Origin of the sequence: Pleurocapsa sp. CCALA 161, assembly GCF_003003995.1 — a bacterium.
Taxonomy (GTDB): Bacteria; Cyanobacteriota; Cyanobacteriia; order Cyanobacteriales; family Xenococcaceae; genus Waterburya.
Genome location: NZ_PVWF01000030.1, coordinates 1 through 13,723, shown reverse-complemented (window position 1 = coordinate 13,723; position 13,723 = coordinate 1). Strand labels below are relative to the sequence as shown.

11 protein-coding genes are annotated in these 13,723 nt (G+C 40.0%); 2 read left to right on the top strand and 9 right to left on the bottom strand.

Annotation, left to right across the window (positions count from 1 at the left end):
- Nucleotides 1-76: 76 nt before the first annotated feature.
- The 9 genes from C7B62_RS09330 to C7B62_RS09290 form a co-directional block, all read right to left on the bottom strand.
- Nucleotides 77-781: a response regulator transcription factor gene (locus C7B62_RS09330; protein WP_106235150.1), complete on the bottom strand. Its 705-nt coding sequence runs from the start codon at nt 779-781 to the stop codon at nt 77-79.
- A 320-nt stretch (nt 782-1,101) separates the two neighbouring features.
- The gene (gene pstS, locus C7B62_RS09325; RefSeq protein WP_106235148.1) at nt 1,102-2,193 is read right to left on the bottom strand and encodes a phosphate ABC transporter substrate-binding protein PstS; all 1,092 of its coding nucleotides are present in this window, start codon (nt 2,191-2,193) and stop codon (nt 1,102-1,104) included.
- A gap of 289 nt (nt 2,194-2,482) precedes the next feature.
- A complete protein-coding gene (locus C7B62_RS09320) occupies nt 2,483-4,141 on the bottom strand; it encodes an iron uptake porin (protein WP_106235145.1) in 1,659 nt (552 codons plus the stop codon).
- Nucleotides 4,142-4,651: 510 nt separating this feature from the next.
- Entirely contained in the window at nt 4,652-5,320 is a 669-nt protein-coding gene (gene phoU, locus C7B62_RS09315) for a phosphate signaling complex protein PhoU (protein ID WP_106235142.1), read from the bottom strand.
- A gap of 231 nt (nt 5,321-5,551) precedes the next feature.
- Complete coding sequence (locus C7B62_RS09310) at nt 5,552-6,874, bottom strand: cell wall metabolism sensor histidine kinase WalK (protein WP_199194121.1); 1,323 nt, start codon at nt 6,872-6,874, stop codon at nt 5,552-5,554.
- A gap of 187 nt (nt 6,875-7,061) precedes the next feature.
- Nucleotides 7,062-7,817, bottom strand: coding sequence for a response regulator transcription factor (locus C7B62_RS09305; protein WP_106235139.1), 756 nt, complete (start codon nt 7,815-7,817; stop codon nt 7,062-7,064).
- A gap of 141 nt (nt 7,818-7,958) precedes the next feature.
- Entirely contained in the window at nt 7,959-8,495 is a 537-nt protein-coding gene (locus tag C7B62_RS09300) for a GNAT family N-acetyltransferase (RefSeq protein ID WP_106235136.1), read from the bottom strand.
- 239 nt (nt 8,496-8,734) lie between these two features.
- Nucleotides 8,735-9,679 carry a heme o synthase gene (locus C7B62_RS09295; RefSeq protein ID WP_106235134.1) on the bottom strand — a complete coding sequence of 315 codons (945 nt, stop codon included), beginning with the start codon at nt 9,677-9,679 and terminating at the stop codon, nt 8,735-8,737.
- Between the two features lie 111 nt (nt 9,680-9,790).
- A complete protein-coding gene (locus tag C7B62_RS09290) occupies nt 9,791-10,708 on the bottom strand; it encodes a heme A synthase (RefSeq protein WP_106235131.1) in 918 nt (305 codons plus the stop codon).
- 532 nt (nt 10,709-11,240) lie between these two features.
- Between C7B62_RS09290 and C7B62_RS09285 the strand changes: the two genes are divergently transcribed.
- On the top strand, nt 11,241-12,212 hold the full coding sequence (locus C7B62_RS09285; protein WP_106235129.1) for a cytochrome c oxidase subunit II: 972 nt from the start codon (nt 11,241-11,243) through the stop codon (nt 12,210-12,212).
- Between the two features lie 76 nt (nt 12,213-12,288).
- The coding region (locus C7B62_RS09280) for a cbb3-type cytochrome c oxidase subunit I (protein ID WP_106235126.1) at nt 12,289-13,723 on the top strand (1,435 nt) is incomplete at its 3' end.

The window sequence follows — 13,723 nt, the reverse complement described above, 5'->3', positions numbered from 1 at the left end:
TTTTCAATTTATAGCAATTTTGTTATATATAACTTAGTTTTATAACATCAAATAATTAGCAATTGTCTATTTTTGCTCATTGAGTTAAACCATGCTGTAGGGCAAAACGCACAAGTTCAGTACGGCTATTAGTACCTGTCTTGCCAAACAAACGACTGACATATTTTTCGACGTTTCTGACGCTAGTGCTTAACTCGCGAGCAATTTCTTTATTCATTAAGCCCTGTGCTACTAGATCCAAAACGCTTTGTTCCCGTGGGGTTAAGTCTATTTTGATGGGAGGAGGAGTTACGTTAATTCCACCTCCTCCCCCTAACTTATCGTCTAACTTGGCTTTGATTTCGACTAATTCTTTGGTGATTTTTTCTAATTCAGCACTACTATCGCCATTACCGCTACTGATGGGGGTTTTAGACAGCAGATTTTTGACGATCGCTTCTAATTCTTCGGGATCGAAAGGTTTGGATAGATAAGCATCACACCCAGACTCATATCCTTGAATGCGATCGCTGGTCATACCTCTAGCAGTCAGAAAAACTACAGGAATAGAACGATAGCGTGGATCTTCTCGTAGTTTGGCGAGGAATTGATAGCCATTAACTTCTGGCATCATAATATCGGAAATAATCAAATCTGGAGTCTGAGATTCAATATTTTGCCACGCCTCATCAGCAGTGCTAGCTGCGGTAACATTCCAGCCTTCAGTATCCTCTAAATAAGCCTGGACTGATTCTCTAATTCCTGGCTCATCGTCTACCAATAATAATTGTTTTTCTGACATCGGGTTGATTGATTATGCTGTTTAAAAATAATTGACTTCTAATGATAGGGTAATCACGCTCGGGATCGCATCACTACAAAATTTATACAGTTTCGCTGTAAATATCTGTGCATATAGCGATCGCAATTTATTAGTCCAGAGCCGATAATCTATAAATAGCCAGTAGCCAGATCGACTATTAACTATCTCCATAATAAGACTTCTAAGCAAAAGTAGAAATTCAACACAAAAATTCCCCATCATGACTGACAGGGAAAATTAGTTTAGCAATGGGTAATAGACAACCTCAACAGTTTTTTTTGCTTGAGCAGCTTGAGGCTTTACTTGCTTTGAATTGTCTTTAATTTTGCCTGAACTTTCTCCACAACAGTTGGAGGTAAAGGAATATAGCCTAGTTCATCAGCAAAAGCCTGTCCATCAGTTAGTGACCAGTTTACTACATCTTTCAAAGCTTTAAGTTTATTAGGATCGTCATAATTCTGATATGCTAGCAGCCAAGTATAGGTCACAATGGGATAAGAATTTTGTCCTTCGGGATCGGCAATAAATGCTCTTAAGTTTTCAGGTAAAGTTGCTGCACTCAAAGCCCCAGCCGCAGTTTCGCTAGAAGGAGCGATATATTGACCTGCTTTATTTTCTAAAGTTGCTGTGGCAATATCTTGCTGTTTAGCATAACCGTATTCAATGTAACCCAAAGAACCTTCGGTTTGCAGAATCTGTGCCGTCACGCCTTCATTCCCCTTAGCGCCCACGCCTGTCGGCCATTCTACGGTTTTACCTTCACCAACTTTTTCAGACCATTCAGGGCTAATTGCGCTTAGATGCTTGGTAAATACTCCAGTAGTACCACTCCCATCAGAACGATAAACTACGGTAATGTCAGTATCTGGTAGTGTAGCATCAGGATTGATTTTGGCGATCGCTGGATCATTCCATTTTGTAATTTTACCCAGTAGTATATCGGCATATACTTGACGCGAAAGTTTAAGCCCAGTCACATCTGGTAAGTTATAAGCTAAAACAATACTTCCTGCGGTCATGGGTAATAATGCCACCCCTCTTTCTACCGCAGCCATTTCTTCGTCATCCATCGCCACATCGCTAGCCCCAAAGTCTACTGTACCCTGGGTAAACTGTTCTACTCCCGCACCGCTACCAACGGATTGATAAGAAACTTGAACATTAGGATTTTGTTTATTATATTCAGAAAACCATTTTTGATATAAAGGAGCAGGAAAGCTTGCCCCAGCACCAGTTAAAGATACAGACTGAGCACTATCACCATCATCAGTTTGGTTAGGAGCCTGAGTCTGGGTTTGAGTGCCAGTGCCACCACAGGCAGTAAGACTCAAAGTTAGGGCTAGAAAAGGAGCAAAAAAAGCTTGACGTTTAAAAAAAACTGTAGACACCATATATAAATTGCTGGTAATTGCTAGATTAGGTGAATTAATATTTATTGAACAACCAACTATTAAAGAAAAATTTTAGCAAACAAGGATTTTTGTTTTAATAGCTACATTAATTTAGCTTGTTTTGTTTACTTATATATCAAGAACAGGTTAACAAAAAATTAACAATTTTTTAAGTAACCTATATGAAATGGATTTAGTACTATTTGCATAACCCGATATGAAAAAAGGCAAGGTTGATTAACCTTGCCTCAAATGGAAGTAAATTGAATCTAAATTCTAGAATTTCAATTTAGAATTCAAAGGTAGTACGAACTACACCTACATAAACAGTGTCATTGGTGGTGTCATGGTTAGCGTTAAACACAGCATATGCACCAGGAGTGATAGAAATGTTGTCGCTCAGAGGGAACTTGTAAAGTGCTTCAACTAAGTAAGACGTGTCTTCGTCTTCTGCTACATCATCAGAAGTGAATCTAGGCAGCATACCACCTGCAATGGATAGTACAGAACCTTCTTTAACTAAGTCAAGTAGAGATGCGTTAGCACCCCATGTCCAAATATCACCAGACTGATCGTCTCCAGCACCTAAACTGTCAGCATTAGCATAACCACCAAAGGCACCTAAAGCAATTTTTTCGCCAACGTTGAAACTAGCACCTAGACCAAACTTATCAGCCTTACTAGCAACACCTGCACCAAAGGGCTGAACTACCGCCCCACTAACAGTGCCACCGCCATAATTAACAGCACCTACTACATCACCATCATCATCCACTGTGCTACCACTCTGATAGTCACGAACATAGGTTGCAGTTAGTTGTAAAGCTTCAAATGGAGCAAACTCTAGCTGTGCGCCAGCATTATATGAGCCGTTGAATAAACCTTCCCCTTGTGACGAATCACTGGCATTATCAGTTAGATATGCAACGTTAACCCCTACCTTATCTTCAATGATATCTAAGTTGACACCAGCACCAGCACCTTCAACACCACGGAAAAGTAGTGGGTTATAACGGTTAAAGCGAGTTAAAGCACCTGTACCGCTATCTTCAAGCTGAGGGTTGTTGACATTGAAAACATCATCTAGGTCTAACCCTTCAGTTCCAACCCAAACATTAGCTTTTTCACCTACAGGGAAACGGTAGTGCAAGTCGGCAATTTCGATATTATTATCATTGTTATTTTCATAACCAAGGCGAGTGGAATTTGTGCCAGTCGCATCGTTGTCATACTCAGTTATGTTTCCAGCTTGAAGCCTAGCTCTCAAACGGTCTTTACCTGTGAAACTAGTGTCAAAGTTTAGACGAACGCGATTGCTCAAGGTAGTTTGTAAGTCATTTTCATCGCTATTGTCTTCAACACCATCATTATCAGCAACATCGCCGAAGGCATCGGAAACGGAGAAAATAGCTTCACCTTTAAGTTTAGTAGTAGTAGAAAACTGGCTATCTTCTAATACCGCAGTACGGCTTTCAATCTCGTCAACTCTACCGCCAAGAGTAGCTAGTTCCGCTTCAAACTCTTGTTGCAGACGGTTGATAGTATCTAGCTGTTCTTGATCGACACTACTTGAATTGCTAGCAATCAAACGTTCAATTTGATTTAAGCAGGAATTTAAACCAGCAGCAAATTCATAACGAGTCAAGGCTTGGTCGCCACGGTAAGTTTGGTTAGGAAAACCAGCAATACAGCCGTAACGGTCAACTAGACTGCGCAATGCTTCGTATGCCCAATCAGTAGGGGAAACGTCTCTTAATTGATTGACGTTTGTTACCTGAGACTGATTGTTTTGATTTAATTGTTGATAGTTATTAATTTGTTCTAAAGTTTGATTGACTGCTTCTTTGTCCGCAGGAACACTTTGTGCTGAAGCACTGTTGGCGGAAAATAAACAGGCTGCAAATAAAACTGGAGCAACTTTAGCCGCTTGCCAAAATAATCTAATCATATGTATCCTCACACACCTAAAATGTAAATAAGCTACGTTTTTGTAGTATTTTCGACAGTTTGATTTTGTCACAAGAAAAATCTTAACTGGCTTATGTGATTAGTATAAACAACCCCCAGATCAATTAACTGTATATCGTGACATTTTATTGACCGCACACCCCTAATCGATAATTTTACTTAGTCTATTTTATTGTAACGCTGAGATTAACAAGACCTTGACACCTGAAATAGTAATATTAGGAATCCAGGGAAGGTTCTACTTATAGCTTTAGATTTCAATCTATCTATATTATAAGAATAATTTAATCAAGCGGTTAAATTAATTTAAAGCTGGGGTTAAGACAAGACAATTAATCAGCTTAAATGGACATCTGCTGCTGTTAAAAAATTGTCTTGTCTATATATAATATATAAATATATAAAAGCAAAGATTTCAATCGGACTTTTGCACGGGCGAATGATCGTGCGTCCGTACTTCTAACTTTTGACTTGAGGAAGAACTAGTAAACTAGTTTCTCTTGCCCGTAACAATGTAGGTAACACGCTGACTAATATTGGTAGCGTGGTCTGCCATTCTTTCTAAATGACGGATAATCAAGCCTAAAAGTAAAACTGGTTCGACTACCCCTGGCACATTTTTTTGCATTGCGATCGCATTGTAAATGCGATCGTGAGCATCATCAACAATATCATCATATTCTTTAACTCTACCCCCTGAACTCCCATCTAAGTCTGCTAAAGCTACCAAGCTAGTGGCGAGCATTAGTTGAGCATGTTCTGACATTTGGGCAATTTCAGGCAAAATCGACTGAGGTGGGTATTTGATGAGCTTTACAGCCATTTCGCTTAGGTCTTGGGCGTAGTCGCCGATCCTTTCGAGATCTCGTACCAACTGTATAAAAGCACTAAGCATTCTTAAGTCTTGGGCTACAGGTGCTTGAAGGGTCATTAAGGTGGCGCAGTCAGACTCTATTTGGCGGTAGTAAATGTCAATTTGCTTTTCTAAAACCAGCAATTTAGGAATCGCATCAAGATCCGCCTCGAATAAGGATTGGTGGCTAAGGCGAAATGACTGTTCAACCAAAGTACCCATTCGCAGTACTTCTTGCTGAACCTTCCTCAGAGAACGCTCTAATTGATTTGCTTCTGAAGAATTAGCATCGGGAGTAAAAGTCACTAAACTTACATTATTATGTGTATGTATTTATCAATGGTTCGGAAAAAAAAGTTAAGCAGCAATAGCTGCGTATATATTCAAAGAAATGTAATAAACAAATAATTTAAAGTGCGTTTTATATATTTTATACCATTTAAATGGGTATTAATTATTAATCGCAAATCAATAGCAAAATAAGTTTAAACTGTTTAAACTTAATAGCTCAAATGTATTCAAATTAACTAAACGAAATTAGGAGTTTTTTGCTTTATCCGTAGGTAGCAAAATTTCCACCCATGCTCCACCTCTGAGGGGATGATTCTTAGCAGAAATTGTACCGCCATGAGCGCGAACAATTTGCTCGACAATAGCCAGTCCTAATCCGCTCCCATCAGTAGAATTACTTGGTTCTCTGGTACGAGATTTATCTCCTCGATAGAGTCTTTCAAAGATGAAGGGAATGTCTGAATTATTAAACCCTGTACCCGAATCAATTATATCAATCTTAATTTGATTTTTAAGATTAGGTTGTGTTGACGACTCGGATACTTGAATTAAGATTTGTTTGCCGATTGAATTGTGCTTGATGGCATTATCTAATAGATTGAGAAAAACTTGAATTAAACGAGAACGATCAGCGCAAATGCTCATCTGGCGATCGCCGTTATAAGCTAGAGTTACTTCCTTGCGTTTGGCGATAGGTTCTAGGGTTTGCCACACTGACTCCACTAAATCGTCTAGTCTGAACGTTTCGTATTTTAAAGCTTGATTTGGTGTCGCCTGAAGCTGAGTTAAATCTAACCACTCTTGGACTAATTCAATCAGCCGATTGGTTTCTTGTCGCATTTGCTCGACCCAGCGACGTTCAGGATCTTGTAAGCGTCGGAGCAAATTCTCTGCGACCAGAGAGATTGATGTTAGGGGAGTGCGTAGTTCATGGGTGAGATCGGCAAAAGTGCGATCCCGAGACTGGGATAATTCCAGCAAAGGTTGACGGTTTTCGATAAATACTCCTACCTGCTGTTTTGGCAAGGGAAATCCCGATCCTTTAAGGGCGATCGATTCCACTATTTTCTGTAGCGGTTGGGCGCTATTTGTTGGCAACTCTGGTTGTTGAGGCGAGACGTAACGAGTGAAATAAAAAATCCATTCTTTGGTCTGAGAACGTTGAGAATTGCGAGTTAATTCAATTAGCTGATCGAGATCGTAGGAACGGACTAACTCCAGTAGTAAACGCACTCGCAGCGATCGTTGAGAATCGATGTGGAGCAAATCTTTTGCCGTTTGGTTACAGCCTAAAAGCTGATTGTCGGCATCTACCTGCAAGTAGCCAATCGGAGCTTGCTCAATTAGCTCTTGCCAAGCTTGTTTATCCTGTTCGAGCTGTTGACGCTGGCGATTAAGTTCGGTTAATTCTAAACGAATTAAAGATTGCAAGGGCAAAGATACATCTTCATTTTTATTCCCCACATAGGAGCGAAGGGTTTTCTTTAACTGTTGGTTAAATCTATATTGCTGACTTGCATAGATTCCTAGACCAAGCAGCAGCCCTAAAAAAAAACTAAAAATTGTCACAAAAAAATAGTTGCTCAATTGATACTGAGGTAACTCTAGTCAATTTTACAACTGGCATCAATTAAATTTATAAATTTAGTTGTTTGGCGATCAATCTTGGTGATTATAAAGCTATCAGTCCTTGGGTTCAACAGTAGCTAGGGACAAACACTTGGATAACAAAAAAAATTGCTCATAAAAAAAGGTTTTAGCCAAAACGATAGCCGAAACCTCTAACTGTGATTAAATATTCTGGCTGACTTGGTTCTAACTCTAGTTTTTCTCGCAACCAGCGGATGTGAACATCAACGGTTTTGGTATCCCCCAAAAAATCTAGCCCCCAAACTTGCTCAATTAGCTGTTCTCTTGACCAAACTCGACGGGGATAGCTCATAAATAATTCCAACAACCGAAATTCTTTAGGGGACAAATTGACTTCAACGTCCCTGACTGTGACACGACATTCTTGGGGGAACAGACTAATATCACGATACTTTTGGACTGAACTGGGAGATGAAATGGTAGTGTAGCCCTGACGACGTATTAATGCCCGACAGCGAGCAATTAATTCTCTCATACTAAAAGGTTTAGTTAAATAGTCATCTGCTCCTACTTCTAGACCCAATACGCGGTCTGTTTCGCTGCTTTTGGCGCTAATTACCAATATTGGCGTAAAGTCTCCTTGATAGCGTAGCAGACGACAGATATCTAATCCGTTTACCTCTGGCAACATTAAGTCCAGAATGATTAAGTCTGGAGCCAATTTATCTCGGCTAAAATCTGGGCTTTGGAGAATGTTTAAAGCAGCCCTACCATTGCTGGCAGAATGAACTTCGTAACCTTCTTCTTCTAGAGCTACGGTAACCATATCTCTGATTAAGTCTTCATCTTCGACTAGCAAAATACGATTAGTCTGGGCTAGCTGGGATTGCTCGGAGGTCTGGGGATTTTGCAAGGAAAGCATAAATAAATACTTTAATTTGTCCGTATTACTACATATACACTAATACTGCCCTGGATAAAATAGCGATCCAATATTTTTTTAACTGTTTAACAATAATCAGTCATAGTACCACTAACTAAATTTAAACTAGTTTTAACCAGATTACTCAACGCCAAAGTCGTTTGGAATAAAAGAATAGACTACGGCATCATGAAATTTGTCATGGATTAATAGCCTGTTTCTACTTATTCCTTCCCTACAAGCACCTGCTCTTTCTGCAACACGCTGACTATTAATATTCTCTACTGAAGCTATAATTTCAATACGTTTTAATTGCAACTGTTGAACCCCAAACCTAGCTAATAGCTTTGTTGCTTTTGTTGCATATCCTTTTCCTGTATATCCAGTTCTTAACCAGTAACCTAGATTACCAAACCAAGACGATAATCCAATACCTATGCCACAACCGCCGACTATGATACCTTGGCGATCGCGTATACTAAAACCAAATTCTTTACCCTCATTCCAACGTTGAGGTCTTGTTTTTATCCAGGCTTCAGTTTCGGCAATTGTATAGTTAGGATGACACCAAGGTAGCCAAGGATAAACACGATCTACTGAAACCTTAACAGCTTCAAATAGTAAAGGAATATCTTTACTAGTATATTTTTGTAGAACAATTTCGGCAGACTCTAACATACAGCCGTTTCCAATTGAATAGACTACGCTCTTAATTAACTCGCAGCTCTAAGCTATAAGCCATAAGCTTTAAGCCTTTTCTAATCATTCTAATAACTGTGGTCTACTAACGTGAAAAACGCTGTAAATATAATTAATAAATAAAAATAAATAAATAAAGAGGAAAGAGGCTCGTAAAAAGTTCACATTTTTCTTTGCCTCTTCTGTTTTCTTTGTCCACAAAATTATTCAGTGATTACTCAAGCACCGCAGGTAAATATCATTCCCATCACCCTTTGTGTGATCGGTAAAGTATCAACAATCATGCCTACGGATAAGAGCATCATGTAGAAAATGGAATACTTGAACATTTCCCGCGCTAATTGATTGCTAGTGGGGTCTTGTTTTAATTTCCAGGCTTTATAGAGAAACTTAGATCCCAGGTAAAATGCGATCGCGCCATAAATAATTCCTAAGTTACCAAATGGGTACATCAACAATAAACTACAGGGAACTACTAATAAACTATATACCCAGATTTGCTTAACGGTGGCTTCTTCCCCTTCAACAACAGGTAACATGGGAATATCAACTTCGGCGTAGTCTTCTTTGATCATTAATGCCAAAGCCCAAAAATGGGGAGGAGTCCAAAGGAAAATTATGGCAAATAATAGCCAGGGAGTTAAACTCAAATCTCCTGTTACCGCAGCCCAACCTACTAAAGGGGGGATTGAACCTGCTGCACCGCCAATCACAATGTTTTGAGTCGTGTGTCGCTTGAGCCAGTGGGTGTAGATCAACATATAGAAGATAATACCCGACATGGCTAACAGTGCAGCCAATAGATTAGCGAAGATTGTTAGCAGGGAAAAAGATAATACTCCTAAAACAATGGCAAAAATTAGAGCATGACGAGGTTGTACTTTACCTGAAGGAATCGGGCGTTTGCGAGTCCGCGTCATGGTGTAGTCAATATCTTGGTCGTAGATACAGTTCATCACCTGTGCCGAGGCTGCTGCCAATGTTCCACCTAATAAAGTTATTAGTAGTAAGAAAGGATCTACTCTACCATCAGAGGCGATCCACATTGATGCTGCGGTGGTGATCAATAGTAAAGGTATAATTCGCGGTTTTGTTAGTTGGTAATAGCTTTTTATTACTTCAGTTAGGTTTTGATTCTGGCGAGCAATACTTGTCCCTGTCATTACGATTCTTCCTGTAATTGAGCTAGATGTACAATTGAGCTAGATGTACGGATGTATATGTATGGCGTGTAGGTATATTTGAAAAATGAGCGCTATAAATGGCATAGATGGCTAAATAATTGATTCTGGGGCGCTATCTCGCATGGCTAATACAGTAAAAGCAATTAATACTCCCAGCAAACTTGCTCCTACTGCTTGGTGGGTCACGGTTAAAGGTTCAACCTGAAGATGCAGTCTAAAGGTAGCAATACCCAGCAAAATTTGGAGACTAACCAATCCTGCTGCTACGTTGGCTAGGGTGCGGAGATTACCGTTTAAGCCAGGGGTTTTCCAAGCCAACCAAACTACGGCAATGGTAGCTAGAGTAGGGGGTACTACTCCTAAGATATGAGCATTCATCACATTACATAGTTGCGATCCCCCAAAACACTGATGTAATGCCCAGCGTGACCCAACTAATCCACCTAAAATACTCTGTAGATAGACTAAAACAGCAGCACTCAAGCCTAGCCAACGTAGTTTTCCTGCTACACCTGTACCCTGATAGGGGGTCAAAGCCGTACCGATGATGATTAAGGTACTAAAAAATAACAGTGCTGTACCCAAATGAGCCGTAACGATATCAAAACGTAGTAACTGAGTGACCGTTAATCCTCCTAAAATTCCTTGAAAAACAATTAGGAATAAAGCAAAGGTTGTCGCCCAGGGCAGCCATTTAGGTAACTTTTGGCGAAACCACCAAGATAAGCCAGACAAAGCGATCGCACTTATGCCAATCAAAGCTGCATCTAAGCGATGAAACCATTCGAGAAACACCTGGAGGTTCATTTGTCTTGTAGGAACAAGCTGACCATAGCACAATGGCCAGTCAGGACAGGCTAAACCTGCATTCATAACTCTCGTGGCGCTACCTACCGCCATCAACAATAAAGTTGCGATCGCAATTTTCCAGACTAAACGGCGTATCCACACCTGGGGCTGAGATATTTGTGGTAAAACATTGGACGATTGAAATAATGATTCGGTCATAGCAAACTTAATCAGGATAAAACTTGGTTGAATATTTAAAGTGAAATATTTTCTGCTAATGAGTGCGATCGCTTTAATAGCAAATTAGATTTTTATCGCTCACCTTTTAATTTTTTGCTATTTACACTCTATCTATCTTTTTATTGGTAGCTTTATCTTTATTAGATATTCTTCAGATTGCTCCATGAAATTAGCTAATAAAATCTAATTTCATAAAGAAAAAGTTAAATTTGTCAGGATAATTTAATAATTACGCTACTAGCTGTAGATATGGTTTACTAGATCCCGAATAAAATCTAAAGAAACTCCCAGATTGTCGTTGGCTTTACTTTGATACCTGTTTATTTATTAGTAATTTGATCTAACCTATTAGGTAGACTTAGAATTAATTTTGTAACTGAAAATTTCAAGGGTAAATACCCACTGCTCTGCCTAGATTATTTTGGTAAAGAATTGTGAAATTCAAACATCTTGAACTGACCAATATACTAGAAACAGAAAACCTTGCAACTAATAACTTTAACTATATACCGTGAACATTCCCAGTAGCATACTTACCCTGATCGCCGGAGTGGCGATGACTTTAATCAGTCTCTGGTACGGTCAAAACCACGGACTCTTACCAACAGCAGCATCAAGCGATGCGGGAGATGTCGATCAGCTCTTTAACTTCATGATGACCATTGCCACTGGTTTATTTCTTTTAGTTGAAGGTGTTTTGGTCTACTCTGTGATTAAATTCCGCCGCGCTAAAGGAGACACTACCGATGGACCTCCAATAGAAGGTAATGTACCTTTAGAAATCGTCTGGACTGCTATTCCCACAGTAATTGTTTTTATCCTCTCTATCTATAGCTTTGAGATCTATAACCGTATGGGAGGGCTAGACCCAATGACAGCAGGAGATCCAGGTCCCCAAATGGCTCATGCCCATCATCATCATTCACAGTTAGTTGCTTTAGACCCCCATCAACAAAATATTGCTTTAGGTTTGGGGGCATCTCCAGACTCTAAACAGGGCATGAACCCTTTAGAGATTAAGGTAAATGGCATTCAGTATGCCTGGGTGTTTACTTATCCTGAGACTGGTGTAATTTCAGGGGAAATACATGTCCCCGTCAATCGTCCAGTAGCGTTGAATATGACTGCGGGAGATGTAATTCATGCTTTTTGGCTGCCCGAATTTCGGATTAAACAGGATGTCATTCCAGGCAGAGAAACTAGCTTAGTTTTTACTCCTAATCAAATTGGTCAGTATCCTGTCGTTTGTGCCGAATTATGTGGTGCATACCATGGCGGAATGAAAACTCAGCTTTATGTCCAAAGCGAAGAAGACTATCAAAAGTGGGTTCAGGAAAATACTTTTGCCATGAATGATCAAAGCAGTCAATCCGTAGCCATGAATTCAGTACCTAACTCTAATGCAGAATTTTTAGCACCCTACGCTAAAGATATGGGCGTAGATGCAGATGTTTTGGCACAGTTAAAGCCTACTAAAAAATAAATCTAAAAACTTAGAGCTTTAAGCTTAAATCCAAGAGCTATCCTCAATCAATCAGATTTCACTAATTACACAAAGCATGAGTACAACCCTAGAAAGAAATGCTCCAATAGCACCACCAGAGCATGAACAACATCCTCAAAGAAAGTGGCAGGATTACTTTGGTTTTAGTACCGATCACAAAGTAATTGGTATTCAATACCTAGTCACCGCTTTCTTTTTCTATTTTATTGGTGGCGCATTAGCAGAGGTAATGCGGACTGAACTTTCCACCCCAGATCCTGATTTTGTTCAACCCGAATTCTATAATCAGCTGTTGACAATGCACGGAACAATCATGTTGTTTTTGTGGATTATTCCCGCAGGGGCAGCATTCGCTAACTATTTAATTCCTCTGATGATTGGGGCAGAAGATATGGCTTTTCCTCGTCTTAACGCCGTAGCATTCTGGATGATTCCTCCTGGGGGGATCTTATTGATGAGTAGCTTTTTCAACGGCGCGCCTCAAGCTGGGTGGACTTCCTACCCTCCTTTGAGCTTAATTAGCGGTAAATCGGGAGAGGAAATTTGGATTCTCAGTATTTTAATCTTGGGAACATCTTCAATGTTTGGGGCAATTAACTTTGTTACCACCATCCTACTAATGCGGATGCCCGATATGGACATTCACAGTATGCCTTTGTTCTGCTGGTCAATGTTAGCAACTTCAGGCTTAATTTTGATTGGGACTCCTGTATTGGGAGCAGCATTAATCTTGCTTTCCTTTGACTTGTTGGCAGGAACGGCATTTTTCAATCCTGCGGGGGGCGGAGATCCAATAGTTTACCAACACATGTTTTGGTTCTATTCCCACCCCGCGGTTTATATTATGATTTTGCCCTTTTTTGGCGCAATTTCCGAAGTTCTGCCAGTTCATGCCCGCAAACCAGTCTTTGGCTATCGAGCGATCGCCTATTCTAGTTTAGCAATTAGCTTTTTAGGTCTGATTGTGTGGGCACACCACATGTTTTCTAGTGGAACGCCTGGCTGGTTGCGGATGTTCTTTATGGCAACCACCATGATTATTGCTGTACCTACAGGGATCAAGGTATTTAGCTGGTGTGCGACTATTTGGGGTGGCAAACTAAGTCTTAATAGCGCCTTTATCTTTGCCGTTGGTTTTCTTTCTTCTTTCTTAATTGGCGGTTTGAGTGGGGTAATGTTGGCTGCTGTGCCGTTTGATATTCACGTCCACGATACCTACTTTATTGTGGCTCACTTCCATTACGTTCTCTTCGGTGGTTCGGTATTTGGCTTATTTGCAGCCGTCTATCACTGGTTTCCTAAAATGACTGGGCGGATGGTCAATGAAACCCTAGGTAGAATTCACTTTGTTATGACCTTTATTGGTTTTAACATTACCTTTTTACCAATGCATCAATTAGGTTTGCAGGGCATGAACCGTCGTATTGCTCTTTACGATCCTCAGTTTCAGACATTAAACATAGTCTGTACTATTGGCTCTTATATTCTAG